General features: G+C 63.5%; 29 protein-coding genes. 15 read left to right on the top strand and 14 right to left on the bottom strand.

What is annotated here, in order from left to right; all coding sequences use genetic code 11:
* Position 1: 1 nt before the first annotated feature.
* Positions 2-262 carry a hypothetical protein gene (locus ABIG06_RS01190; RefSeq protein WP_199751818.1) on the bottom strand — a complete coding sequence of 87 codons (261 nt, stop codon included), beginning with the start codon at positions 260-262 and terminating at the stop codon, positions 2-4.
* Positions 263-521: 259 nt separating this feature from the next.
* Here ABIG06_RS01190 and rocF point away from each other — a divergent pair, with 259 nt between their 5' ends.
* Positions 522-1,499 carry an arginase gene (rocF, locus tag ABIG06_RS01185; RefSeq protein WP_124161763.1) on the top strand — a complete coding sequence of 326 codons (978 nt, stop codon included), beginning with the start codon at positions 522-524 and terminating at the stop codon, positions 1,497-1,499.
* Between the two features lie 154 nt (positions 1,500-1,653).
* Positions 1,654-1,938 (top strand): hypothetical protein, encoded by a 285-nt coding sequence (locus ABIG06_RS01180; RefSeq protein ID WP_124161762.1) that lies wholly within the window; start codon positions 1,654-1,656, stop codon positions 1,936-1,938.
* Between the two features lie 2 nt (positions 1,939-1,940).
* Here ABIG06_RS01180 and ABIG06_RS01175 read toward each other — a convergent pair whose 3' ends face one another.
* The 6 genes from ABIG06_RS01175 to ABIG06_RS01150 form a co-directional block, all read right to left on the bottom strand.
* Complete coding sequence (locus ABIG06_RS01175) at positions 1,941-3,155, bottom strand: mandelate racemase/muconate lactonizing enzyme family protein (protein WP_370140735.1); 1,215 nt, start codon at positions 3,153-3,155, stop codon at positions 1,941-1,943.
* A 146-nt stretch (positions 3,156-3,301) separates the two neighbouring features.
* Positions 3,302-4,585, bottom strand: a complete 1,284-nt coding sequence (locus ABIG06_RS01170) for an NRAMP family divalent metal transporter (protein WP_370140734.1) — start codon at positions 4,583-4,585, stop codon at positions 3,302-3,304.
* Positions 4,586-4,818: 233 nt separating this feature from the next.
* On the bottom strand, positions 4,819-5,004 hold the full coding sequence (locus ABIG06_RS01165) for a hypothetical protein (RefSeq protein WP_124161759.1): 186 nt from the start codon (positions 5,002-5,004) through the stop codon (positions 4,819-4,821).
* A gap of 297 nt (positions 5,005-5,301) precedes the next feature.
* Positions 5,302-5,940, bottom strand: coding sequence for a general stress protein (locus tag ABIG06_RS01160; RefSeq protein ID WP_370140733.1), 639 nt, complete (start codon positions 5,938-5,940; stop codon positions 5,302-5,304).
* A 12-nt stretch (positions 5,941-5,952) separates the two neighbouring features.
* The gene (locus ABIG06_RS01155; protein WP_370140732.1) at positions 5,953-6,273 is read right to left on the bottom strand and encodes a hypothetical protein; all 321 of its coding nucleotides are present in this window, start codon (positions 6,271-6,273) and stop codon (positions 5,953-5,955) included.
* Positions 6,274-6,433: 160 nt separating this feature from the next.
* Entirely contained in the window at positions 6,434-6,631 is a 198-nt protein-coding gene (locus ABIG06_RS01150) for a hypothetical protein (RefSeq protein ID WP_124161756.1), read from the bottom strand.
* A gap of 135 nt (positions 6,632-6,766) precedes the next feature.
* Here ABIG06_RS01150 and ABIG06_RS01145 point away from each other — a divergent pair, with 135 nt between their 5' ends.
* From ABIG06_RS01145 to ABIG06_RS01135, 3 genes are all read left to right on the top strand, one after another.
* The gene (locus ABIG06_RS01145; protein ID WP_199751815.1) at positions 6,767-6,994 is read left to right on the top strand and encodes a hypothetical protein; all 228 of its coding nucleotides are present in this window, start codon (positions 6,767-6,769) and stop codon (positions 6,992-6,994) included.
* 455 nt (positions 6,995-7,449) lie between these two features.
* Entirely contained in the window at positions 7,450-7,698 is a 249-nt protein-coding gene (locus ABIG06_RS01140; protein WP_370140731.1) for a hypothetical protein, read from the top strand.
* Between the two features lie 50 nt (positions 7,699-7,748).
* Positions 7,749-8,093, top strand: coding sequence for a DUF6894 family protein (locus tag ABIG06_RS01135; protein WP_424578061.1), 345 nt, complete (start codon positions 7,749-7,751; stop codon positions 8,091-8,093).
* Here ABIG06_RS01135 and ABIG06_RS01130 read toward each other — a convergent pair.
* Together ABIG06_RS01130 and ABIG06_RS01125 are read right to left on the bottom strand one after the other, a co-directional pair.
* A complete protein-coding gene (locus ABIG06_RS01130; protein ID WP_124161753.1) occupies positions 8,087-8,314 on the bottom strand; it encodes a hypothetical protein in 228 nt (75 codons plus the stop codon). The genes ABIG06_RS01135 and ABIG06_RS01130 overlap by 7 nt on opposite strands.
* Positions 8,311-8,511, bottom strand: a complete 201-nt coding sequence (locus tag ABIG06_RS01125) for a hypothetical protein (RefSeq protein WP_124161752.1) — start codon at positions 8,509-8,511, stop codon at positions 8,311-8,313. The genes ABIG06_RS01130 and ABIG06_RS01125 overlap by 4 nt, the downstream gene beginning before the upstream one ends.
* Before the next feature lie 334 nt (positions 8,512-8,845).
* On the opposite strand from ABIG06_RS01125, the gene ABIG06_RS01120 reads away from it, so the two are divergent.
* The 4 genes from ABIG06_RS01120 to ABIG06_RS01105 all read left to right on the top strand — a co-directional run bounded on the left by ABIG06_RS01120 (position 8,846) and on the right by ABIG06_RS01105 (position 12,882).
* On the top strand, positions 8,846-9,013 hold the full coding sequence (locus tag ABIG06_RS01120; RefSeq protein WP_158626759.1) for a hypothetical protein: 168 nt from the start codon (positions 8,846-8,848) through the stop codon (positions 9,011-9,013).
* Positions 9,014-9,744: 731 nt separating this feature from the next.
* On the top strand, positions 9,745-11,013 hold the full coding sequence (locus ABIG06_RS01115) for a CaiB/BaiF CoA transferase family protein (RefSeq protein ID WP_370140719.1): 1,269 nt from the start codon (positions 9,745-9,747) through the stop codon (positions 11,011-11,013).
* 66 nt (positions 11,014-11,079) lie between these two features.
* Positions 11,080-12,309, top strand: a complete 1,230-nt coding sequence (locus tag ABIG06_RS01110) for an acyl-CoA dehydrogenase family protein (RefSeq protein ID WP_370140718.1) — start codon at positions 11,080-11,082, stop codon at positions 12,307-12,309.
* 9 nt (positions 12,310-12,318) lie between these two features.
* The gene (locus tag ABIG06_RS01105) at positions 12,319-12,882 is read left to right on the top strand and encodes a flavin reductase family protein (protein WP_370140717.1); all 564 of its coding nucleotides are present in this window, start codon (positions 12,319-12,321) and stop codon (positions 12,880-12,882) included.
* Positions 12,883-12,898: 16 nt separating this feature from the next.
* On the opposite strand, the gene ABIG06_RS01100 is transcribed toward ABIG06_RS01105, so the two are convergent.
* Positions 12,899-13,816: an NAD(P)-dependent oxidoreductase gene (locus ABIG06_RS01100; protein ID WP_370140716.1), complete on the bottom strand. Its 918-nt coding sequence runs from the start codon at positions 13,814-13,816 to the stop codon at positions 12,899-12,901.
* A gap of 165 nt (positions 13,817-13,981) precedes the next feature.
* Between ABIG06_RS01100 and ABIG06_RS01095 the strand changes: the two genes are divergently transcribed.
* From ABIG06_RS01095 to ABIG06_RS01070, 6 genes are all read left to right on the top strand, one after another.
* Positions 13,982-14,965, top strand: coding sequence for an ABC transporter substrate-binding protein (locus ABIG06_RS01095; RefSeq protein ID WP_370140715.1), 984 nt, complete (start codon positions 13,982-13,984; stop codon positions 14,963-14,965).
* Between the two features lie 74 nt (positions 14,966-15,039).
* Complete coding sequence (gene ilvD / locus ABIG06_RS01090) at positions 15,040-16,734, top strand: dihydroxy-acid dehydratase (protein WP_370140714.1); 1,695 nt, start codon at positions 15,040-15,042, stop codon at positions 16,732-16,734.
* A gap of 94 nt (positions 16,735-16,828) precedes the next feature.
* Complete coding sequence (locus ABIG06_RS01085) at positions 16,829-17,674, top strand: ABC transporter ATP-binding protein (protein ID WP_424578060.1); 846 nt, start codon at positions 16,829-16,831, stop codon at positions 17,672-17,674.
* Positions 17,671-18,456 carry an ABC transporter permease gene (locus ABIG06_RS01080; RefSeq protein WP_370140712.1) on the top strand — a complete coding sequence of 262 codons (786 nt, stop codon included), beginning with the start codon at positions 17,671-17,673 and terminating at the stop codon, positions 18,454-18,456. Before ABIG06_RS01085 ends, ABIG06_RS01080 begins: the two co-directional genes overlap by 4 nt.
* Complete coding sequence (locus tag ABIG06_RS01075) at positions 18,453-19,220, top strand: ABC transporter permease (protein ID WP_370140711.1); 768 nt, start codon at positions 18,453-18,455, stop codon at positions 19,218-19,220. Before ABIG06_RS01080 ends, ABIG06_RS01075 begins: the two co-directional genes overlap by 4 nt.
* A 33-nt stretch (positions 19,221-19,253) precedes the next feature.
* Entirely contained in the window at positions 19,254-20,300 is a 1,047-nt protein-coding gene (locus ABIG06_RS01070; protein ID WP_370140710.1) for a peptidase M29, read from the top strand.
* Here ABIG06_RS01070 and ABIG06_RS01065 read toward each other — a convergent pair.
* The 4 genes from ABIG06_RS01065 to ABIG06_RS01050 are packed head-to-tail and all read right to left on the bottom strand — an operon-like array spanning position 20,297 to position 25,205.
* The gene (locus tag ABIG06_RS01065) at positions 20,297-21,289 is read right to left on the bottom strand and encodes a 3-hydroxybutyryl-CoA dehydrogenase (RefSeq protein WP_370140709.1); all 993 of its coding nucleotides are present in this window, start codon (positions 21,287-21,289) and stop codon (positions 20,297-20,299) included. The genes ABIG06_RS01070 and ABIG06_RS01065 overlap by 4 nt on opposite strands.
* 3 nt (positions 21,290-21,292) lie before the next feature.
* Positions 21,293-22,381 (bottom strand): NAD/NADP-dependent octopine/nopaline dehydrogenase family protein, encoded by a 1,089-nt coding sequence (locus tag ABIG06_RS01060; RefSeq protein ID WP_370140708.1) that lies wholly within the window; start codon positions 22,379-22,381, stop codon positions 21,293-21,295.
* Positions 22,378-23,913 carry a class I adenylate-forming enzyme family protein gene (locus ABIG06_RS01055; RefSeq protein WP_370140707.1) on the bottom strand — a complete coding sequence of 512 codons (1,536 nt, stop codon included), beginning with the start codon at positions 23,911-23,913 and terminating at the stop codon, positions 22,378-22,380. Before ABIG06_RS01055 ends, ABIG06_RS01060 begins: the two co-directional genes overlap by 4 nt.
* Before the next feature lie 2 nt (positions 23,914-23,915).
* Positions 23,916-25,205 carry an acyl-CoA dehydrogenase family protein gene (locus ABIG06_RS01050; RefSeq protein WP_124163713.1) on the bottom strand — a complete coding sequence of 430 codons (1,290 nt, stop codon included), beginning with the start codon at positions 25,203-25,205 and terminating at the stop codon, positions 23,916-23,918.
* Positions 25,206-25,209: the final 4 nt, after the last annotated feature.

Below are 25,209 nucleotides of genomic sequence, written 5' to 3'. Positions count from 1 at the left end.
TCTACCGCCGGCGCGCGACCGCCACGCCAAAGAGAAAAGCCACGAACAGGCTCGCAAGCGGTGCTTCGCGTGTGATCGCCGCGACTGTCGCGAGAGCTCCGCCAGGCTTTCGCGATTCCTCGATTGTTGAGGTCAGGCGGTCGACAGCTGCATGCAGTCCTCCGGCAACTTCACCGATCGTGCGGGAGACGTCCGCCGCCGTATCGATGGCACGCTCGGCCACACCGGGTTGGGAAGTGGATTGCGGTATCTCCGTGCTCAAGGACGTGACCTCCGGCCTGACATGGAGGCCGACACCTTTGGCTATCCGCGCGAGCGCTCGTTTTGAACAGCGGGTCTAGCGACCTTTGGCTATCCGCGACAGGCGCCGTGAGTGACGGCGGGTGCCGGCCTTGGATGGGGCAATTCAGCGCGCGGAATTCTGTTCCGGACGATATGTCGGTCGCTGTGAGCTCCCCGGGAAACGACGGGTGCGAATCTCTGTTAGGCTGGGGTGGCCTTGCTGAAGTCAGGAGACGGCCGTGACCGATCGGACCATGACGGATCGAGCCCGGCGCATCGCTTTGCTCGGTGCTCCCATCGACATGGGGGCTTCGCAGCGCGGCACCTTGATGGGCCCTGCGGCACTGCGCACTGCCGGCCTTGCGACATTACTCGAAAGCTTGGATTTCGAGGTGGTCGACTATGGCGATCTTTCCGTAGCCGAAGTTCGAGACCTCACCGACAGGCCGCCCGAAAATGCCAATCACTACCGCGAGATCCAGCGCTGGACGCGCGTCCTGAGCCGCAGAGGCTATGAGATCGCGACAACTGGCGCGCTGCCGATCTTCCTCGGCGGCGATCACACGCTGTCGATGGGGTCGGTCAATGCGATGGCGCGTCATTGGCAGGAATGTGGACGCGAACTCTTCGTGCTCTGGCTCGATGCCCATGCCGATTACAACACGCCGGAGACGACGATCACCGCGAACATGCACGGCATGTCAGCCGCCTTCTTGTGCGGCGAGCCCGGCCTCGACGGCCTGCTTGGCGACGATCCGCGCGCTTCGATCGACCCGGACAGGCTGGACCTGTTCGGCGCGCGTTCGATCGACAAGCTCGAAAAGGAGTTGATGCGCTTGCGTCGGATCAGGATCGTCGACATGCGCCAGATCGACGAGTTCGGCGTCGCGGTCATGATCCGGCGCGTCATCGAGCGGGTCAAGGCGAGCAATGGCGTGCTGCATGTCAGCTTCGATGTCGATTTCCTCGATCCCTGCGTGGCGCCGGGCGTCGGTACCACCGTGCCGGGTGGTGCCACCTATCGCGAGGCGCACCTGATCATGGAGCTGTTGCACGATTCCGGCATGGTAGGATCGGTCGATATCGTTGAGCTCAATCCCTTCCTGGATGAACGTGGTCGGACGGCGCGTGCTGCAGTCGAGCTGATCGGCAGCCTGTTCGGCCAGCAGATCGCCGATCGGCCGACGCCGAGCAACGCGATCGCTCCGGGTGAGTGAAGCGGCAAACGACGTTCGTGCGCCGAAGGCAGTTGGGATTCGGCTACACCAGCAGAGTGGACCATCGTTGGCCTGGAACTTGCTTGATGGGGGCGGGGAACCGGGTGGGGCGCGATTGAGTTAACCTGTGACAGGGAAAAGAGCGGATCCATCGATGACAAGTGGTCGTTTCGCAAAGTCCATCTCCACCGCACTGCGCCATCCCGGCGTGATCGCGCTGATCGTCGCGGGGGTGACGATTGCGGCTATGCTGATCGTCGACCACGGACCCTGGAGCCGCGCCAAGACCCAGCCGGCCCATCTTGCGATGTATGCGACGACGGGAGAGGCGGCACGGGCTGCTGGCGCCGTGGTGCTCCCGACCAAACCGAAGTCGCCGATCGAGCCGGCGCGGCCGGGGCCCAAGACATCCCCGACCGTCAATCCCGTGACGCCATAGCCTCAGCCCCTTCGGCCGTAATTGAGGAGCCCGCCGCTCGTCTTCGGCGGATGCGCGCGCAAGGCTTCCTCATTCGGCTCGGTGCCCCAGCCGGGCCGGTCCGGAACGATCAGATGGCCGTCGCGAAGCTCCGGCTCATGCGTGAACAGCTCGCGGTCCCAGGACAGACGATCGATGTCGATCTCCATGATGCGCAGGTTCGGCACCGCGGCGCAGAAATGCGCGTTCATCATCGAGCAGAGATGGCCGTAGAAATTGTGCGGGGCGACGTTGACCTCGAAAGCTTCCGCAGCGCTCGCGATCTTCATCGATTGCCAGACGCCGTTCCAGGGCGTGTCGATGATCGCGACGTCCATGGCCTGTGCGTGGAAATAGGGCAGGAATTCGCGCAAGGAGAGCAGTGTCTCGCAGGATGAGATCGGATGCGGACTCTGCCTGCGGATATAGCCGAGTGCCTGCGGATTGAAGCTGTCGATTTCGACCCAGAACATGTCGATGTCGGCAATGGTGCGCAGGATCTTCAGATAGCCTTCGGTCTTGGCGTTGAAATTGCAATCGAGCAGGATGTCGACGTCGGGGCCTGCCCCGTCGCGGATCGCTTCCAGATGCATATGCAGGTCGCGCAGGATCTTGCGATCGACGTTGATCTCGGGCGCGAAAGGCGAGCCGAAGCCGGGGCGCCAGCCGGTCGGCTTGCCGTCGTCATAGGAAAAGATGTTGGTCTTGAGCGCGGTGAACTTCCTCTCGCGCACCTCGCGCCCCATGGCCTTGACGCCGTCGAGGCTTTCGATCGGCGGCTTGTACCAGGATGGGTGAATGATGCGCCAAGTGGCGCAATGCGACCAGTAGACCCTGATACGGTCGCGGATCTTGCCGCCGAGCAGCTCGTAGCAGGGGACGCCGAGAGACTTCGCCTTGGCATCGAGCAGCGCATTCTCGATCGCACCGAGGGCCTGCGCCACCACGCCGCCGGCCGCGGGGCGCGTTGCCGCGAACAGCTCGGCAAAGATGCGCTCGTGCTGGAAGACGTTCTGCCCGATGACACGGGCCGACAGGCGCTGGATGGCAGCGCCGACGCCGGGCGAGCCAAAACCCTCGTCGAATTCGCTCCAGCCGACGATGCCGTCTTCGGTCGTCAGCTTGACGAAATGATAGTTTCTCCAGCCGGCGTCGCAGGCAAGAATCTCGATGCTTGTTGTTCTTGATGATCTGGTCATGTCGCTCCCTGTCGCCCGGCCGGTGTTCTTTTGTGACCCGATCTCAGGCCGGGCCCTGACCGCATTGTTAGGCCAAGCGCGGCTCGGCGTGAAGGGCGCAGCGATGCGGCCGGGAGCGCGTCCCGGCGACGCTTTCGGCGGTCCCGTCAGCCGATCACCGAAGAGACGAGCAGGGCGAGCACGGCCAGCGCCATCAGCGCGGTGCCGAGCCAGCCCAGCGCGATCAACCAGGAGCGCGCCCTGAAGCGGCCCATGATGGTGCTGCTCGAGACGATCAGCATCATCATCGCCATGATGGGGACGGCGACGATGCCGTTAAGCACCGCACTCCACACCAGCATGTGGATCGAGTCGATGCCGGTGAAGCCGAGGCCGAAGCCGATCAGGGTCGCCGCCGCGATGATGGTGTAGAAGCCGACCGCTTCGTCCGGCTTGGCCTCCAGCGTGGCACGCCAGCCGAAGATCTCCGCAACGCCATAAGCGGCCGAGCCCGCCAGCACCGGGATGGCGAGCAGGCCCGTGCCGATGATGCCGATCGCAAACAGGGCGAAGGTGAAATCCCCGGCGAGCGGCCGCAGCGCTTCGGCCGCTTCGGTGGCCGAATTGATGTTGGTGATGCCGTTGGCATGCAGGACCGACGCCGTCGTGAGGATGATGAAGAAGGCGATGGCGTTGGACAGCAGCATGCCGGAGATGGTGTCGGCCCTGATGCGCGCGAGCTCCGGACTGCCGCCGCTCTTGAGCTCGCGAAGCGGCTTGTCGCGCTTGCCCTGGTTCATCTCCTCCACCTCCTGCGAGGCCTGCCAGAAGAACAGATAAGGGCTGATGGTGGTGCCGAGCACGGCGACCACCATCATGAAATAATCCCCGCTGACATTCGCCTTCGGCCACACCGCCGCGAGCAGCGCCGTGCTCCAGGGAATCTCGACGGTGAAGGCGGTCGCGACATAGGCGAACAGCGCCAGCGTGAGGAATTTCAGGACGGGCGAATAGCGGCGGTAGGGCAGGAACACCTGGAGCAGGGTCGAGCCCGCCGCGAAGATCAGCGCATGCTCGTGGTTGAGGCCGCCGATGACGAGCGAAAGCGCCTCGGCCATCGCGGCGATGTCGGCGGCGATGTTGAACGTGTTTGCGGCCACCAGCATGCCGACGAGGCCCAGCACCGCCCAGCGCGGCGCGATCTGCGTGACGTTGGCAGCGAGCCCCTTGCCGGTGACGCGGCCGATCTGCGCGCTGACGAGCTGGATCGCGATCATGAACGGCGTGGTCAGGAATACGGTCCACAGCAGACCGTAGCCGAATTGCGCGCCGGCCTGCGAATAGGTGGCGATGCCCGACGGATCGTCGTCGGCAGCTCCGGTGACGAGGCCCGGCCCCAGTCTTTGCAGCAGCGTCGGCGCGGATTTCGGCGGGCTGGCGCTGTCGCGCATGAAGGGGACCTCGAACGGGTGCAGGCGTCTTCTTGGCAATACGAATGGGCAAACATAAGTTCCCGTCGACAGGGCGGCAATTCGTTTCTGATAATGCTAAGCCCGCTTGATCCGTCGGGCAAAACAGGAGTAGATTGGCATCATCCCGCAAGTCCCGACCTCGGCGCCGTCCGCGACGCTTCGCGGACGCTGGCGGGCCGTGGATGCCGGGATGAAGGTGTTGCGCCCGCGACCTACTTCACGCTGACGAACATGCCCCAGGCGGCGGCCAGCGCGGCGCCGGTGAAGAGGACCACCGGATTGTCGCAGAACGTGCCACCATACCTGCACACGTCCGCTCCGAACTGGCCGAGCTCATGACGGCTCGCCGAATAGAACAGTCCCGACAGTCCCATCAACGCAGCAGCGACGTAGTACATCGACGAATCTCCCGGCTTGCCCCGTCCAGGCGACATGTCCCAGCATGACGCGAAGAGATTTCACTTCGCCCAATCCGCTTTGCTGCATTTAAGATAAAGTTTGACGTGTCGGGCAAAACACCGGCAAGATGACACCATCAGCGGGCGCCGGCGTCGCGATGATGACCGGCGTCCGACATCAACGTCCGACATCAACGTTCGACATCAAGGTTCGATATCAAAAAAGGCCCCGCATCGCGGGGCCTTTGTCGTGTCGGGGCTTTGGCTCGTGGCCTTGTCGGCGCGGCGCCTGGCGGCCTATCGCCGCGTGCCGACGCCGTAGAGCTCGCGCTCGCGGCCGATATCCTCCGGAGACAGCGGCGGGCTTGCGGCGTCGAAGTCGCTCCAGCCGGATTTCTGCCAGGCGGCGCTGCGCTCCCCAAGGTTAACGGAGTTCTCGTGCAGAAGCGCATCGAGGCGTGCGCGGTCCTGGTCGGGCACCCTCGCGGACACCAGCGTGCCGCCGCGGCGGACGCCCTCCGCATAGCGCGATGCATCCTCCTTGGAGACGCCTGCCTCGGTCAGGGCGCCGACGATGCCGCCGGTGGCGGCGCCGGCTGCGGCGCCGACCGCGGTCGAGGCGAGCCATCCTGCCGCGACCACCGGGCCGAGGCCGGGGATGGCCAGCAGGCCGAGGCCGGCGAGCAGGCCTGCCGCGCCGCCAAGCCCGGCGCCGATGCCGGCGCCCGTTCCGGCGCCTTCGGCGCGGTCGTCGACGCCGTCGCGGTCACGGTCGACCTTGCCGCCGGCCTTGCCGCGCGAGGTGCCGTACCAATTGTCCGAATTGTTGGCGACGATGCTGATGTCGGAGTGCGGCACGCCGGCGCTCTCCAGCCGCGTCACGGCCCGCTCGGCGTCGGCATAGTTGTCGTACAGGCGAGAAATGGTGGTCGTCATGTCTGGATCTCCTTACTTGGCGGGGTTGACGTTGCCCTGGAAGTCGACGCTGACGTCGGTCTTGCTGCCGGCCTTGTCGGCCTTGCCGCGCCAGACGCCCTCGTTGTCCTTCTGCAGGCCGGAGACGTTGGAATAGCCCGCGTCCTCGATCCGCGATTTCGCCTGGCCCTCGGTGAAGCTGTTGCGGCCGGCGACCGGTGCGTTGGAGTTGTTTTGGTCGGAGCTGTTGACGGCGCTGTTTCCCGGCCCGCTTTGCGCCGGCTGCGATTGGGCGCCTGCAGGCGCCGAGCCCAGCAGCAACAAGGTTGCGGCCAGCAGAGTTAGACGTGACATGCTTTGTCCTCCAGCAAGTGAATGTGCCGGCGACAACAAGTCAGATTCGAATTGGTTGCTTTCGTTGTGAACGAGTTTGCTGCGGCTCTTTTGTCGCGGCAGCGTTGGGCGAGCTGCGCAGGTCGCTCGTCGGCCGCAGGGGCATTCGTTCCGACGCCTGCTACTTCGAAGGCTGCACAGCTTCGCGTTGACCGTTGGCGGGCTCCCAGGGCGCTGGAAGGACCACGCGAATGGGGCGAGCTTCGGCGGAGCTCTGAACGGCGGGCGCAGCTTGATCCCTGACCGGCTCGGCCTGTGCAACGGCCACCAGTGCAACCAGCATCGCCAGAGAAGTCGTCGCAAGCCGCACGTCCAGCATCGAAGCCTCCTGTTTTGCGTTGCCCACCAACGCAGCCCGTGGGAGTTGGTTCGGATGCATGACCGGGAACAAGTGGTAATTTGTGATGTTTGTAGAAGACAGGCCTGGATAACCCGGCCGCTGGAGGAGGACACGATGAACATCAAAGCAATTGTTGCCGCTGCCGTGCTGACGTCGGTTGCGGCTCCGGCGTTCGCGCAATCGTTCTACGTGGTGCAGGACGTCAAGACCAAGAAGTGCACCATCACGGAGTCGAAGCCGACGACCACGGAAACGACGGTGGTGAGTGGTGATACCGTCTACAAGACCAGGGCGGAAGCCGAGGCTGGAATGAAGACCGTCAAGGTCTGCACCACGCACTAAGAGAACGAGACCTGTTCTTTTGCCTCGGGCCGTTCCGGCTGAGGCAGGAAGGCGCTGTGGAGCGCCGCGGGCTCCGGCGCCTTCCGGCACGGGCCCGGTTCAGGCAATCGATCGATGAAAGCCCGCGCGGAGCAATCCGTCGCGGGCTTTCATTCCGAGGGCGCAAACCGCTGTATTCTCGGGCTGCGACCGGACAGCCACGCAAGGCCGCGATGGAAGCAGGCGGGGCCGTGCGGATGACCTCACGAAACACGCCTGAAACCCTGAAACATTCCGGAAACCCGATTGTCCTGAACTGCTCGGCTCCGGGCTCCGACCAATTGAGCGAACAGGAGAGACAATCATGATCCAGATCGGTTCGAAGGAAGAAGTTGCGTTCCTGCTGGCGCTGTTCGGCACCCATACCCAGCCGGTCAAGCGGCCGAAGCCGAAATCGCAGCAAAGGTGAGAGAACCATGCCCGGCCTGGCCGAATGCCGGAGCCTGTTGCGGCTCCTGATCGCCAGGGGCGATCCCAAGGCCATTCCGCTGGCCAAGGGCGCCATCGATGAGTTCCTGAATACGGCGCCGGCAAGCGCCCGCGGGCGCGGCCTGCGCGTGCTCCAGCGCGACGCCCTCCACCAGCACGATGCCGCGGTGGGCGTGCAGCGCTCGTTCGCCGAGACGGTGGACGCCTATATCGAGCGCAAGCTCGCGGAGGAGTAAGGGGTGAGCGGCCAGGCGCAGTCAGAGCGCGTGCGTTCCCCACCCCCCCCTTGATCCCGAGGGAATTTGTTCGTCCGTTTGAAACCTTTGCTCGCGCCTCGACCTATTACGGCAAAGGATGCGGACATGCCCGATACTACTTCGACCTTCGAGACGACACGGGAGTTGCGCTGGACGAGGAGGGGCTGGAATTGTCCGGCCCGCGCGCGGTTCAGGCCGAGGCGGCCAAGTCGGTTGCCGACATGGCGCGCGATGCGGTGCTCGCCGCGCCGCTCACCGGCGGCCGGCAGGAGATGGCGATCGACGTTCGCGACGCCGGCGGTCCCGTCATGCAGGTGACCTTCTGCTTCGAGATCGAGAGCTTCACGTCGCGATCCCACTCACACGATCATTGACGCGTCAGCATGGGGCGGGACGGCTCGGCCAGCGGCGGCCGGGACTGCTCGGACTCCAGCACGGCGACCTTTCGGCCGAGCTGCCAGACCTCGACCTTGCCGAGCCGGGTGAACTGCTTCGCAAACACCAGGGCGGAGGAATCGGACGGGGCTTCGAACGCCTCGGCGGAGCGGAAGACGCCGTTCTCGCCGACGAGATAAGCGCGATATTGCTGCATCATGTCGGCGCCCTCAGGCCTGGCGAGCGCAGCCAGGCCTCGATCTGCATGGCGGTCTCGTCCTGCCGCGCCTGGCGCAGCAGCATCTCGCGGCGATGCCCCGGCGCCAGCCTGCGCGCTTCCGCGCGGCAGCGGGCGGCTTCGTCCGCTAGTCTTTCGTTCAGGGTCGTGGTCTGTTTGAAACGACGCCGCTTCAGCATGGCGCTACTCCCTCGTTCGAGTTGGGCGGGAGCGCAACTGGCGTTCTCATCACCGATGAATGCCAAGTACCTTGCGGTGATGGATCGACCCTACGCTGCTTGCGGCGGAGAGTCTGTATCATTTGGTATGTCCCGCAGATTAAATTTTCGGGTGCAAGTTCAGCCGTTTGAGCCACTTACTCATTTTGCGTGCGTCGCGATATCCAGGTTCATTGTTGAACCAAAGCGACCTCAGGTCGTTGGCGTTGCATCACCGGCCAAGGCTTTCGTCCGTGGGCGTCGGTGGCTGAGAGACCGATCGCGCTCCCGCCTGCCAAAGCGAAGGGAGCCCGAGATGCGGGTCTATCGGCCGTTGCCTGCCGAGCACGAGCAGGCTGAACACATGCTGCGGATCGTGCGCGAATGCCGCGAGTTGTTGAAGCAACCACCACCCGATACGTTTCTTGGGCGCAAGACGCAGGAGGTGCCGCGGAAGGAGGAGACGGATGGCGATCGCGGGTGAAGAGTGCTGTGTAATGTCTGCGCCGTCCGGCCACTCGCCTCGGCTTCCCGCATTGACCTGACACCGAGATCCCTCCTGCGCTCGCTCGACGCGAGCGCAGGACGTCGATTGATAATGTTCTGTTTGCTCTAAGTAGCTTTTGGTTTGACCTGTGGGCAAAGTACTGAAGCATCGGTCTCGTCCTGGAATTTTCTGCGGGGCAGTCGATGAGTCACGCGCCCCGGCGTGGTGACATGGAGCCTCTCGACCGACCCGACGGCTTGGAATCTACCGGCGAGTTTCTGTTCAAGGACATCGTGCTACTCGGCGTCTGCGTCGTGCTGCTGCTGGCCTCGCGCCGAAGGTGTTGGCGCACTGGCAGAGCATCGTTTCCGATACGACGGACAATCCGATATCTGCCAATAATTTCATCCAGGCGGGCTATCGGCTCTATGAACCCGAATTGCCCTGGGCTTGGTCGCATACGCTTTACTGGCGAAAGTGGCTCCGCTGAGAAAATGGAACGGGGTTTCCCGTGATGCGGAACATGGCAGCGTCGAACAAGCGGCGCGAGACCTCGCGCAGCCCAATGCCTGGAATGTCGAAGGGCCCGACAGCCTGATGGCTGCCGGGCCCTTTTGCGTATTCAGGCAATGCGGGTGAGGCACTTGCGAAGTCGGCGGCGCCGGGCTTTAAGTTTGCTCTTGCTGGAAATTCGGCGGCCATAAGCCGATGTAAGGGGAGCGCTATCGATGCCCACCAAGCCTCAATTGCCGGTGCGTTCGTCGCGAGGGACGAGAGGGCCGGCTGCGCTCGATGGTCTGCTGGTCGTCGATTTCACGCGCGTGGTCGCCGGCCCGGCCTGCACCCAGACGCTCGCCGATTATGGAGCGCACGTCATCAAGATCGAGAATCCCGACGGCGGCGACGATACGCGGGCCTATGAGCATGCCGAGATTGGCGGCGAAAGCGCCGCCTATCTCAGCCTGAACCGCAACAAGCGCGGCATTGCGCTCGACCTTACCGTGCCGGAGGCTCGAGAGATCGCGCTGGATCTGATCCGCAAGGCGGATGTGGTCGTGGAGAATTTTTCGAGCGGGGTGATGAAGAAGTTCCGGCTCGACTATGAGTCGGTCGCGCCGCTCAATCCGCGGCTGGTCTATTGCTCGATCTCCGCTTACGGACGCAGCGGACCGTTTGCCTCGCGTCCCGGCTTCGACCCCATCACGCAGGCGGAAAGCGGTTTCATGTCGCTCAACGGATTTGCCGACGGCCCGGCGGTCCGTACCGGCCCGCCCATCGTGGACATGGCGACGGGGATGTCCGCCTGCAATGCCATCCTGCTGGCGCTGCTGGCGCGCGACCGGCTCGGCCGCGGGCAACATGTCGAAGTCGCCCTGTTCGACATTGCGATGGGGATGACCGGTTTCTACGGCATGGCCTATCTTATCAACGGCGAAAACCCCGGCCGGTTCGGCAATTCGCCCAGCGGGTCACCCACGGTCGGGGTCTATGAGGCCTCTGACGGACCGCTCTACATGGCCTGCGCCAACGACCGGCTCTACCGCCGGCTCGTGGTCGAGGTGCTGAATCGGCCCGATCTCATCACCGATCCGCAGTTTGCCACGCGCAAAGCCCGTTCGGAGAACAAGGAGCTGTTGCGGGCAGCGATTGCAGAGGTCTTTGCCAGCGATACTCTCGAGAACTGGATGGCGAAGATGAAGCTGGCCAATATACCCGTCGGCTATCTCCGCACGGTCGAGGAGGGGTTCAATGCCCCCGAGGCTCGCGAGCGCCGTCGCTTGAACCGGATTCCGCATCCGACGGCGGAATGGGTGCCCAACATCGAGCCACCGATTACCATGAGCCTGACCGGCGCGATCGATCCCGTTGCGGCGCCTCTATTGGGCCAGCATACGAAGCAAGTCCTGCGTGATACGCTCGGTTACGACGAACGTCGCATCACCCAATTTGCCGAGAAGGGTGCCTTTGGCTCGGCCAAGCCTCCGACACCGGCTTGAGGACATTGCCTTGGCTTGATTTAGCGAAGGTCTCGCCGCATAAATGCGTGAAAGCGAGGGACACGAATGGCGTTCGGTCAGGAGCCGCGCATGACTCAGTCCGCCGGACAGCAAGACGGCGGAGAGGTCTATGCGGCCATGATTGCGAAGGCTCGGACGCTCCTGCCGCGACTACGCGAGCGCGCCGCGCGGACGGAGGAACTGCGGCGTCTTCCGCCGGAGACCGAAAAGGATCTCCATGACGCCGGCCTGTTCCGGATGCTCCAACCCGCCCGGATCGGCGGCGCTGAGCTCGACTATGTCGCCCTGGTCGATTGCGCCGAGCTGCTCGGGCAGGCGGATGCGTCGGTAGCCTGGAATCTTGCCAATCTGGCGAGCCATCACTGGATGCTCGGCATGTTCGAGCAAAGGGCACAGGATCTGGTCTGGGGCCATGATCCGGACGCGCTGATCGCATCCTCGTTCATTTTTCCCGCCGGACGCGCCACGCGGGTCGAGGGCGGATACCGGCTGCACGGCAGCTGGCCATTCTCCTCGGGCGTTGCTTCCTGCGAATGGAATATGCTTGCAAGCGTGGTCTACTCCGACGACGAGGCGGACGGCATCGAGTATCGAATCTTTTTGCTGCCGAAAGGCGACTACAAGGTGCTGGACACCTGGAATGTCGCAGGATTGCGCGGGACCGGCTCGTGCGACGTGGAAGTCAGGGACGCCTTCGTGGCTGACCATATGACGGTCGCCGTCGGTGAGCTTGCTGGTGGCCCGACACCCGGAAGCGAGGTCAATCCGAATCCGTTGTATGCGCTCCCCGTGTTCTCGCTGTTCCCTTACGTCCTCTCCGGTGTCGCGCTGGGGAATGCGCAAGCGTGCCTCGATGATTACACAGAGGTCGCGCGTCATCGTATTTCAACCTACAACCGCGCCAAGCTGAGCGATTTTCAAAGCACTCAGATCAAGATTGCGGAGGCCTCGGCGAAGATCGACGCCGCCCGCCTGATCATGCGTTCGGCCTGCCTCGATGCCATGGAGGACGCACGGTGCGGCCGGGTTCCTGACATGGCGACCAAGACCAGATATCGGCGCGACGGATCTTTTTCAGTAAACTTGTGCACGGACGCGGTCTCGATGCTGTTTGCCGCAAGCGGTGCGCGCGGTCTGTTCACGAGCGGCGTGTTGCAGCGGCAGTTCCGCGATGCGCACGCGATCAACTCGCATCTCGCGTTCAACTTCGATGCAGCCGGGACCAACTATGGACGGGTGGCGCTCGGCCTGCCGTCCGAGAATCTCACGCTGTGAGGTCGGCCGATGAATGATCTGCCGAAGCAGCCCCGCGCTCCCGATCCCGCCAACGAGTTCGCGAGCGACAACTCGCAGATCGATCCTCGCGACTTTCGCAACGCGCTCGGTACCTATGCTACGGGCGTGACGATCATCACGGCGGCAGCGCCTGACGGCAAGCCCTACGGACTGACATGCAATTCGTTTGCGTCGGTCTCGCTGAATCCACCGCTGGTTCTATGGAGCCTGGTCGTCTATTCCTCGAGTCTGACCATCTTTCAGAACGCCAGCCATTTCACCGTCAACGTCCTTGGCGCTTCGCAGCAGGCGCTTGCGAACAAATTCGCAAAATCGTCGGACGACAAGTTCGCGGGCGTGGACTGGACCCCCGGCCTCGGCAATGCGCCGGTGCTCGCCGAGAGCGTCGCCAACTTTCAGTGCCGCTCCGTCAATCGCTACTATGGCGGCGACCACGTGATCTTTCTCGGTGCGGTCGAGGCCTACACCTACAATGCGAAGGAGCCGCTGCTCTTCGCGCGGGGGGCGTTCGGCCGCTTCATGACCGACGATGGACGCAAGAAGACGCCGTAGCGCGCGTCAGGTCGCCCTAGACGGTCTGGCGCTCTGGAGCTGAAAGCTTGTAGATCTCCAGCGCGTCCGCTTCCGCACCTCGCGCGGCCTTCGCCAGCCTGAAAAGTTGTCCGGCAAGCGAGGCCATTGGCACCGGCGTCGACGTCGCCTGCGCCACATCGGCGACCGTATCGAGGTCCTTGAGCATCGTGGCGATGTGACCGAGCGGCGGGCTGTGAATGCCCTGGACCATCCGCGGCACGAACAGCTGAAGCGGAATGGAATCCGCAAAGCCGCCGGCGAGCGCTTCGGGCAACCGGTTGGCGTCAATTCCGGCGTTCACGGCAAGGCGCGTTGCTTCCGCGAGGACGGCCATCGCGCATCCGACGATCACCTGGTTACACAGCTTTGTGGTCTGGCCGGCGCCGACCGGGCCCATATGCGTGAACCTGCGCGCCATGGCCAGCACATAGGGCCGCACCCTCTCGATGTCGCCAGCTTCTCCGCCCGCCATGATGGCGAGCGTGCCTTCCTCGGCGCCCTTCGTGCCGCCAGACACCGGCGCATCGATCCAGCCTGCACCGTTCGCGTCTTTCAGTCGCGTTGCGAGATCGCGCGCCGCGTCGGGATGTATCGACGAGAAGTCGACGACAAGCTTGCCTGCGCCGGGCGCCGCTGCCAGACCTTCGGGACCGAAGATCACTTCCTCGACCGCCGCCGCATCGGTCACGCACATGAAGACGATATCCGAGTTCACCAGGAGATCACGAGGCGTGACCGCGCGCTTGGCGCCGGCCTCGGCGAGCGGCGCCACCTTGGTCTCCGAGCGGTTCCAGACAGCGACCTGATAGCCGGCCTTGAGCAGGCGTAGGGTCATCGGCGTACCCATGAGTCCAAGGCCGAGATAACCGAGCCTTTCGGTGCCTTGCGGGTTTGCCTTGCTCTCGTCAGCCATAGGTTGCCTCCTTCGGTCGCATTGTGGCGCCGCTTTACCATACATTGCGCATCTGACGGCAAAACCGCCCGGCTTGCATGGCTTGCCTGATTGTTTGAACCATGAAACATTTGAGGCGGTCGGGTTGGGGGCGCCGGTCGGCGCCGGAGCAGCGGAGTGGGCACGATGCGAACCGTTTCGAAATGGATCCTGGCGTTGGGGGCGGCAGCAGCCGTGAGCGGGGCGGCGAGCCCGTCATGGGGACAGCAGACGATCCGGGTCGGCTGGACGATCCCGGCCGAGGAATCCAAGTACTGGATGATGCGCAGGCCAGCCGAATTTCCGAGTATCGGCAAGACCTACAACATCGAATGGACCCAATTCCAGGGCACCGCTCCGATGACGCAAGCATTGGCGGCCGGCGCGCTGGACTGCGCAACGCAGGCGCCGCTGTCGCTCTCCAATGGAGTGGTCGGCGGCAATCTCAAGGCCTATATCGTCGCGCAACACGTCTTCGAGAAGCCCGGCGGTTTCTCGGTCTATTGGGCGGTCAAGGATGACTCGCCCATCAAGACAATCGCCGATCTCAAGGGCAAAACGGTCGGCATTTCCGTGATCGGCGGCGGCACGCAAGGGCCATTCAACCTGCTCCTGAAGCAGAATGGCGTCGATCCGGCCAAGGACATCAAGCTGGTCGAGGTCGGCTTTGCCGTCTCCGAGGACGCGCTGCGCCAAGGCCGCGTCGATGCGGTCAACATGAACCAGCCGTTTGCCGCACGCGCCGAGGCCAAGGGCGGCACAAGGAAGCTGTTCTCGCTGTCCCAGGCCATGCCGAACATCGTGCACATCCTGGAAGCCTGCCGTGCCGATTTCGTCGACAAGAACCCGGAGCTGGTGAAAGCCTATGTCCGCGACATCACGTCAGGCATGAAGAAGGCGCTGGCGAACCGCGAAGAGACTTTGAAGGTCGTATCAGAGGTGCTCAAGGCGCCTGTTCCGGTGCTCGAGACCTATCTACTCAAGGACAATGATTTCGGTCGCGATCCAGGCGCAGCTCCAAACTTCCCCGCGATCCAGAAGATGCTGGATATCTATGCAGAGACAGGAATGCTGCCTAAGTTGGATGTCGCGCAGTTCAAGCATCAGACGATCGTCGCTCCGCTGCAATAGAAGCGGGCGAACTATCGAGCGTAAGATCGTAGCGTTCCGGACCGTCCGGAACGCTGCATGAAGAAGATGCACATATGAAGAAGTTGCGATCACGCGTCACCACGGACGGACTCGACCGAGCTCCGCATCGTGCATTCATGCGCGCCATGGGGCTCGACGACGCTGCGATTGCCAAGCCGATGGTGGGCATCGTCAGCATGAAGGGCGAGCAGACGCCCTGCAACATGACCCATGACTTCCAGGTGGCTGCAGCCAAGACCGGGATCGAGGAGGCCGGCGGCACACCGCGTGAGTTCTCGACCGTCTCGGTGTCCGATGGCATCAGCATGAATCATGAGGGGATGAAGTTCTCGCTGTTCTCGCGGGAGCTGATCGCCGACTCGATCGAGGCCGTCGTTCATGGCCTGGCCTATGATGCGTTGATCGGATACGGCGGATGCGACAAGACGCTTCCCGGCGTGATGATGGGCATGGTTCGCTGCAACGTGCCGTCCATCTTCATCTATGGCGGCAGCTCGCTGCCGGGCCGCGTCGATGGGCGGACGCTCACGGTGCTCGACTCCTACGAGGCTGTCGGCAGCTTCATGACAGGCGAGATCGACGGCGCCACGCTCGAGCGGATCGAGCGCGCCTGCTTGCCGACGATCGGTGCGTGCGCCGGCCAGTTCACCGCGAATACCATGGGCATGGTATCGGAGGCGATGGGGCTGACCATTCCCAACGTCTCGATGGTGCCCGGTGTCTACGCCGAGCGTTCGCAGATATCGCGTCGCGCCGGACGGCTGATCATGGAGATGCTGGAGCGTGGTGGACCGCTGCCGCGCGACATCGTGACGCGCAAATCCCTTGAAAACGGCGCGGCGATCGTGGCCGCGACGGGCGGCTCGACAAACGCCGCGCTGCACCTTCCTGCCATCGCGAACGAGGCCGGCATTGCATTCACGATCGACGATGTGGGCGAGGTATTTGCCAGGACGCCGCTGATCGGAAATCTACGGCCTGGGGGCAAATACACTGCGAAAGATGTCTACGACATCGGCGGAGCGGCGGTGCTGATCCGCGAGCTCATCCAGAGCGGGCATATCGATGGCAGCTGCATCACCATCACGGGCCGAACGCTTGCCGAAGAATATGGTGCGGCCAATGCTCCCGATGGCGAGGTCGTTTACGCGTCTCGTGCGCCTATCATGCCAGATGGGGGCGTTGCAGTTCTGAAGGGCAACCTCTGTCCGGACGGTGCGGTGATCAAGGTTGCCGGTTTGAAGAGCCAGTTCTTCGAGGGCGTCGCGCGTGTTTTCGAGGATGAAGAAGCCTGCGTCATCGCGGTTCGTGACCGCAGCTACAAGGCGGGCGAGGTTCTCGTGATCCGCAACGAAGGGCCGGTCGGCGGCCCCGGCATGCGTGAGATGCTCGGCGTCACGGCGCTGATCTACGGACAGGGCATGGGCGAGAAAGTGGCGCTGATCACCGATGGCCGGTTCTCCGGCGCAACCCGCGGCATGTGCATCGGCTACGTGTCTCCCGAGGCTTTTGTCGGCGGTCCGCTGGCGCTTGTTCGCGACGGTGACAGGATCAGGATCGATGCGGCGAACCGGCGGATGGACGTGCTGCTCGACGAGCAGGAGTTCACTGCACGGCGGCGCGATTGGAAGCAACGCCCGCCGCGTCACCGTGCAGGTGCGCTCGCAAAATATGCGCGGCTGGTCGGTCAAGCGCCGGGCGGAGCCGTTACGCATGAAGGCCCGGCAGAATGGCCGTGGTTCGAATGACGCGCCGCACGTGTGCGAAGGCGACGGCCTGTCTGGCAGGTTTCTTGCTAAGCTCGTACTGCTGAATGTTCGCGCGAGTGAGACGAGATACGGGATGACGGTAGTGGCTGCGAGATCGAGCGAATGGATGAGACCGGCGACATCACAAGAGCCGGCTTCCGCAATCATCGAGATCGATCGCGTCTCGCAGGTCTTTCAGACCTCGGCGCGCAATGATCATTTGGCGCTGTCGGACATCTCGCTGACGATCGAGGAGGGCGCCTTCGTCTCAATTCTCGGTCCGTCCGGCTGCGGCAAGTCGACACTGCTCTATATCGTCGGCGGCTTTGTCAGCCCGACCAGCGGCATGGCGAAGATCAAGGGACATGCGATCACCGAGCCCGGTCCGGATCGCGGACCGGTGTTCCAGGAGTTCGCCTTGTTTCCCTGGAAGACCGTGCTGGGAAATGTGATGTATGGGCCACGCCAGCAAGGTGTGCGCGCCGCCGAGGCCGAAGCGCGGAGCCGGGCCTTGATTGAGATGGTCGGCCTCAAGGGGTACGAGAATTTCTACCCCAAGGAATTGTCGGGCGGCATGAAGCAACGCGTGGCGCTGGCGCGGACGCTTGCTTATCATCCCGAAGTGCTGCTGATGGACGAGCCGTTCGGAGCGCTCGACGCGCATACCCGGACTCGTCTGCAGAACGATCTTCTGAACATCTGGGAGCGCGACCGCAAGACAGTGCTGTTCGTCACCCATTCTGTCGACGAAGCTGTCTTCCTCTCCGATAAGGTCGTGATGATGTCGAAATCGCCTGGTCGGATCCGGCAGGTCATCGACATCGATATGCCGCGGCCGCGCCGCCGCAACGAGCTGTTGCTCGATCCGCGTTATCAGAAGTACGTGGTCGATATCGAGCGCATGTTCGACGACAGCGATGAAGCCGGGCCCGCCCTATGATGTCGTCGGCTGCCATGGCCAAGCGCGCGGCCCCGGTGTTCGCCTGCATCGGATTGCTGGCGATGTGGCAGGTCGCGTCACTGGTGCTGAAGAACGACAGCTTTCCGACGGCGATCGAAGCGATCAGGGCAGTCCCGAGCATCCTCGGCGACAAGGAATCCCTGATCAACATTTTTGCTTCGCTCCGGCGCATGGCGACGGGATTTGGCGCGGCCATGCTCGTGTCGATCCCACTTGGGCTGTTGATGGGACGTAGTGCTGCGGTGGCAGCCTTTTTCAATCCGCTCCTGATGGTGATCTACCCGGTACCCAAGGCAGCGTTGATGCCGATCATCATGCTGTGGCTGGGGGTCGGCGATCTCACGAAGACACTCGTGATCTTCCTCGGGGTCAGCCTGCCCGTGATCTACCACAGCTTCCAAGGCGCCAAGGCGGTCCAGGAGAAGATGCTGTGGTCGGGTGCTGCGATGGGGCTCTCGCCGCTGCAACGCCTGGTGCGCATCGTGCTGCCGTCCGCGCTGCCGGAGATTCTGACAGGGTGCCGCACTGGATTGGTGCTGGCGCTGATCACGATGATCACCAGCGAGATGATTGCCCGTCAGTCGGGCGCCGGGAACATCCTGTTCAACGCGCTCGACATGGGCCAATACGACACGGTCTTTGCGATGATCATCATCGTGGGAGCGATGGGAATCTGCCTCGATGCGATCTTCGAGCGGGTCCGCGCAAGGCTGGTGCGCTGGTCCGAACCTCAGTTCGACATGCCGCTGAGTTTCTCATGATGTCACGGTTTCTCTCCCCAAATGTCGCTCTTGGGATCGCCCCGATCGCACTGGTGATCGCGCTGTGGCAAGGCTTGGTGTCTTTCGGCTTCGTGCCGGCAGTTCTGCTGCCGCCGCCGGCCTTCGTCTTCGGCCGGCTGCTCCAGCAGCTTGTGACTTCAACATTCCAGCAGGAGATCGCGGCAACCCTGATCAGGCTGTTTGCCGGTTTCGCGATTGCTGTCGTGGTCGGTGTCAGTGTCGGCATCGCCGCTGCCGCCAGTCCAGCGATCAACGCCGTTGTCCGGCCGATCGTGCGGGTCTTGGCCCCTTTGCCCAAGGTCGCGCTCTATCCGGCATTGCTGCTCCTGCTTGGATTTGGCCACGGATCGAAGATCACCCTGGTGGCTGCCGATGCTCTTTTCCCCATCCTGCTGTCGACCTATTACGGTGCATCGACTGTCGAGCAGAAGCTGATCTGGTCGGCCATGGCGGCGGGAACGCCGCGCCGTGAAATCCTCTTCAAAGTGGTGCTGCCGGCAGCCATGCCATCGATCCTGACTGGGTGCCGGATCGGCCTTGTCATCTCCTGCATCGTGGTGTTTCTCGCCGAAATGATCACGTCGACGGATGGACTCGGGCACGAGCTGGTGACGGCCGCCAGAACCTTTCAGGCCGTAGACATGTTCGTGCCGCTGATCACGATCTCGTTGCTGGGATTGATCCTGAACGGGCTGCTGGGAGTGGTGCGCTCTTACCTGCTCCGGGGCTTCCCCGAAGCGTAACAAACAAGAACCTAGAAGACCGGGGAGTAGACCATGCTGGCTGATCGCATCGAAGCAAAATGGATCGACGCGTTTTGCGAGATTTTCGAACGTTGCGCCGTCAAGGCTGGTGATACCGCCGCGATCCTCTCGGAAACCCAGTCGCGCGCGCTGAACGTCCATCTTGCGGAGCTGGCCCTGCTGCGGATGGGCGCGCGCCCGTTTCACGTGGTGATGCCGACCCCGCGTAACCGCAATATCGTCCCGGTACGCTCGACCGGGGCGAGCGAGGCGATCCAGCGCCTTGGACCGGTGATCAGCGCGCTGCAGCAAGCCGGTTTCGTGGTGGATTGCACCATCGAGGGCTTGATGCATGCCGTTGAGACGCCCGAGATATTAAAGGCCGGGGCGCGGATTTTGGTGATTTCCAACGAGCATCCCGAAGCGCTCGAGCGCATGGTGCCGGATCCCGCGCTCGAGAAGCGCGTTCGCGCGGCGGCCAAGATGTTGCGCGCGACCAAGCGGATGCGGGTCACCTCGAAGGCCGGCACGGCGCTGGACGTCGACATGGTCGGCGCGTCCACGGTCGGCGTGTGGGGCTGGACCGACAAACCCGGCACGCTGGCGCATTGGCCCGGTGGAATTGTCGTCAGTTTCCCCAAGAACGGCACCATCAACGGCACGCTGGTGATGGCGCCCGGCGACATCAATCTCACTTTCAAGCGCTATCTGACGTCGCCTGTGAAGATGACGTTGAAGGACGACTATGTCGTCGAGCTGGAAGGCGAGGGCATGGATGCCGCGATGATGCGCGCCTATCTCGCGGCCTGGGACGACCGCGAGGCCTACGCGGTCTCGCATGTCGGCTTCGGCATGAACCCCGGCGCCCGCTACGAGGCGCTCTCGATGTACGATCAGCGTGACACCAATGGCACGGAAATTCGCGCCGTCTCCGGCAATTTCCTGTTCTCGACGGGAGCGAATGAATTCGCAGGGCGCTACACGGCAGGACATTTCGACCTGCCGATGATGGGAACGACCATCGAGCTCGACGGCGTTGCGGTGGTCCGGGAGGGCGTGCTCCAGGACGTCTTCGGCTAGTTGCGATCCAGCACCGGCGGGCGCGCTAGTCCGAAGTGCCGGAGCAGGTCGACCATGGCCTGAAGCCGCTTGGCGCGATACGCGTCGACGTCCAGCCCGGAATAATCGAGAAAGCCTGCGCCCGTGCGCAGGCCGATCCGGCCTTCATTCATGTTGCGTGAAATGACCTCCGGCGCCCGGTAGCGCTCGCTGCCGAGCGCGCCTTCCAGATACCTGCTCGCGTAGTACAGGATGTCGCCTCCGCCCCAATCGATGAATTCGAGCAGCCCGAGCACGGCGTAGCGGAAGCCGAAGCCGTAGCGGATTGCCTTGTCGATCTCTTCCGCGCTGGCGACACCTTCTTCGACCATACGAGCGGCTTCGTTCATTGCCAGCGCCTGGATGCGCGGGACGATGAAACCGGGTGTGGCCGCGCAGACCACGGGCACCTTGCCGATGCCTTCGAGCAGAGCCTTGACGTCCTCGATGATGGCGGGGTCGGTCGCCTTGCCCGGGGAAATTTCGACCAACGGGATCAGATAGGCCGGATTGAGCCAATGCACATTGAGAAAGCGATGAGGGTTCACGATTGCGCCCGAGAGATCGTCCACGAGAATGGTCGATGTCGTCGATGCAATGATCGTGTCCGGGCCGACTTGACTTGAGGCGGCCGCCAGCACCTCCCGCTTGAGTTCGACGACCTCAGGAACGCCCTCGAAGACCATGCCGGCCTCAGAGAGCGCTGGACCGCTTTCGCCTGCCGAGACCACCGAGACCCGCGCGATGAGCGGCTCGATATCTGCTTCGCTCAGTAGCCCAAGCTTCGACAGGCTGGCAAAGGTCTTCCTGACTTCGTCGAGCGCGTCCGCCTCCAGCTTGGTGAAATCCTTGGCGGAGCGCACCTTGACGTCGATCATCGTGGTCCTGTGGCCGGCATAGGCGAACGCGACGGCGATGCCGCGCCCCATGCGGCCGGCCCCCAGACAGACGATATTGACGCGATGGGTCATCAATCAGAATCCATTGCGAAGCAGCGTCAGCAATTCGGCCTTGCCGAGGTTGTCGAGTCCGAGTGTTCCGAGCGTTCGGCCGCCTCGCGCAAAATCCTCGCCGCAGATCGCGCCGCCGATCGACAGGAAGGCTTTGGCCAGCGGCGTAGCGACGCCAGCCAACCCGGCAACGGACACCAGCAGCGATAGCCCAAGCCGCAGGTCCTCGCGCATGTAGCGGTGCTCTGTCAGCACGATCCGCTCGCGCCAGTCGCCGGAATCCGTCAGCCGATCGTGCGAGCCGCGGCCATACATCCAGATCTCGCCTTCCTTCGCATAATGGTGAGCAAGCGGGAAATGCGGTGCATCATAGCCGAGTGCCTCGCGCACCGCGATCCGCTCGGCATCGAGCGCGTCGGTGACCCGCCGGATCGCAGCTTGCGTGCCTTCCTTGTGAATGTCCCAGCGCTCGAAATGTTCGATCGGCCCTGCGTTCATCACGATCAGTGGCGGATGGATAATGGGTCCTGCATTCATCAGCGCGCCGGACAGCGCATCCCCGCACGGCTCGATCACGCCCGGGAAAGCGCGCCCAATGACTTCGAGCGCGTGCGGTGCTTGGTCGAGTGGGAACACGCCCACCGGAAGTCGCTTGGCGCGGATGGTGATCGCGACTTCGAACGGTCCGTGCTTGCGGGTGAGCCAGGGCAGCGTGCCGGTTTCGGCAAAGCTTGCCTTGGCATGGTTACTGGCATCCCGCGCCGCTTGGGCGAAGACCATCGAGCCGAACGTCGCCGGCGGCAGAAACACGACCTGGCCGTCTCGCAGATGCGGGGCGAGCAGGCGGGCGATATCTGCTTGCGCGAACGCAGGAGCCGGGCACAGGATCAACTCCGTGCCATCGACGGCGTCCGCCATGTCGGTCGTGACCAGCGCCAGCTTTACATTGTGGCGGCCGTTGTGATCCTTGATCAAAATGCGCGAGCCAGCGGCACGATGCGCCGCGACCTGATCGGCATCGCGGCGCCAGAGCCGCACCTCATGCCCCGACAGCGCAAAATCGCCCGCGGCCGCGAAAGAGCCGTTCCCCCCACCCAGAACCGCAATCTTCAAGATGCCTCTCCTTCCGTGCGGCACTGCGCATCAAGCTCCTTCAGCAGGAAATGCTGGACCTTGCCCAGCGCAGTCCGCGGCAGATCGGTGACGAAAACGATCTCGCGCGGAACCTTGTAGCGCGCGAGTTGCGCTTGAAGATGCGTCCTCAATTCGTCCGCCTCGAGCCGGCAGCCGGATCTCGCAATGACATAGGCAATCGGCACCTCGTCCCAGCGCGGGTCCGGCCGGCCGATCACCGCGCATTCGCTGACATCAGGATGTTCGAGCAGGACGCGCTCAACCTCGGCCGGGTAGACGTTTTCCCCGCCGGATATGATCATGTTCTTCTTGCGGTCGCGGACCCAGAAATAGCCGTCTGCATCGCACAGGCCGATATCACCGGTGCGATACCAGCCGTCGTGCAACGCATCGCGCGTTGCGGCCTCGTTGCCCCAATATTCGAAGAACACGTTGGGCCCGCGCACCGCGATCTCCCCCGGTGTGCCCACGGGCAGTTCGTTGCCGGCCTGATCGATCACCTGTGCCTCACAGCACAAGCCGGCAAGGCCGGTCGATCCCGCGCGCGAAAGGTCGCCACCAAGCCGCGTGTAGACGGCGATGGGACAGGTCTCGGTCGAGCCGTAGACCTGAAGCACCGGGACATCCCGGGCAACGAAATGCTCAATCAGGTGCGGTGGCACGATCGTCGAGCCGGTGGCGATCGCTTTCAGCGAGGAGAGATCGGTCGTCGCCCAGGCGGGATGCTCGCTCACGGCCTGAATGATCGCCGGCACCATCACGGTCAGCGTCGGCCGCTCCCGTTCGATAGCGGCAAGCGCGGTATCCGGCGCGAAGCGGGCGTGGATCGTGACGGTTGCGCCGAGCTGGAGCGCAGGCGTGGTCTGGATGTTGAGGCCGCCGACGTGGAAGAATGGCAGCACAGTCAGAACGTGGTCGTCGGATGTCATGTTGTGCATGTGCTGGCTCATGACGCCGTTCCAGAACAATGCCTCCTGACGCAGCACTGCGCCTTTTGGTCGTCCAGTCGTTCCTGACGTGTAGACGATCAGGAGCGGGCAGGAGAGGTCGGTATGCGGGTTGCGCTCGCTCCCCTGGCTGCGGTACAGCAGCCGTTCGAATGTCACCCCGCGGGGCGGCTCGAAATCAAGGCCAACGACAGATGTTCCCGGCGCGGTCTGCGCCAGTTCTGGAAGAACTCCCCCAAAAGTCTGCTCCAGCACCAGGACCTTGGCGCCGGCATCGCTGAGAATGAACAGCTGCTCGGCGACAGCCAGCCGCCAGTTCAGCGGCACCAGGATAGCCCCGAGCCGCGCGCACGCGTAGAGCAGAACCAGATAATCGGGCCGGTTCAGGCTCAGGATCGCGACACGGTCGCCACGGCCGACGCCAAGCTCCTGCTTCAAGGCAGTTGCGGTCCGTTCGATGCGTGCGGCGAACGCCGCATAGCTCAGCCGCTTTCCTTCGAAGGAAATAGCCGTCTTGTCTGGCGCGAACGCCGCGTTACGGTCGATCAGGCTACAGAGGTCCACGGTCAGTCGTCCGTTTCGCCGGCCTCATACAGCGCTTCGCGCCCGATCCGGTCGAGGCAGAGCTCGGCGGTCCAGGGCAGCATCAGCGAGCCGCAACGGCTGTCGCGATAGATCCGCTCCAGCGGCAGCGACCTCAGCATGGCCTGACCGCCGCAGGTGCGGATCGCGAGCGCGGCGAGCTCATTGGCGCCTTCCATCACCGAATATTGCGCTGCGTAGGCGCGCAGCACCTGCTCCTTGCTCGGATTGGCGCGGGCCTCGGTCACCGCCTGGAACCAGATCCCCTTGATCTGCTCCAGCTTGATCTGCATCTGCGCCACCGCGATCTGCTTGGTCGGGTACATGCGGCGCTTGACCGGCGGCATGCCCGGTACCTCGCCACGGAGGTACCGTACGGTGAAATCATAGGCAGCTTGCGCCAGGCCCATATAGGTCGGCGACAGCGTCAGGAACATGTGCGGCCAGCGCATCGCGGCCTGGAAATAGACGCCACGCGGCATCAGCGCGGAATCCTCTGGCACGAACACGTCCTTGAACAGCAGCGTCCGCGAGACCGTGCCGCGCATGCCCAGCGGATCCCAGTCGCCGACGACCGAGACGCCTTCCGATTTGGCGGAGATCGCAAGGTAAAGGGTGTTTCGGCGCGATGCCTTCTCGCCTTCCTCGATCTCGGTGCAAAGCACGCCGTAATAGTCGGCGTGGCCGGAGAGCGAGGCAAAGATTTTCTTGCCGTTGACGATCCAGCCGCCCGCGACCGGCCGCGCTTCTGTACCGAACGCAACACCACCCGCAGCGGCAGCTCCGCCTTCGGAGAAGGGTTGCGAATAGATCGCGCCCTCCTCGACGATGCGCGTGTAGTGGACCGCGCGCCGCCGCTCGTGCTCGGCACGGGTGTCTGCGTCCATGTCGAGATCGTCGGCGAGGGGACCCGACCACAGGGTCGAGCAGACATGCATGTTCCAGGTCAGCGCGGTCGCGCCGCAATAGCGGCCGATCTCGGCGGCCGCCAAGGCATAGGTCTGGTAGTTCGCGCCGAGTCCGCCGTGCTTCTTGGGAACGGCGATGCCGAGCAGCCCGACGCGATGGAGGTCGCGATAGTTTTCGGTCGGGAAGATCGCCTCGCGATCGTAGGTAGCGGCGCGACCGGCAAACACGGTCTGGCCGATCTCTCTTGCGCGGGCGATGATGCCGGCCTGTTCGTCGCTCAAGCGGAACGCGATGGGATCGAAGATCGGTGCATCCAGCGCGACCTTGTCGGTTGCGCTGATAGTCTTACTCACTTGCATGGTCATTGCG

It is taken from the genome of Bradyrhizobium sp. USDA 326 (genome assembly GCF_049739485.1).
In the GTDB taxonomy this organism is placed as follows: Bacteria; Pseudomonadota; Alphaproteobacteria; order Rhizobiales; family Xanthobacteraceae; genus Bradyrhizobium.
This window is presented reverse-complemented; position numbering and strand designations above follow the sequence as displayed.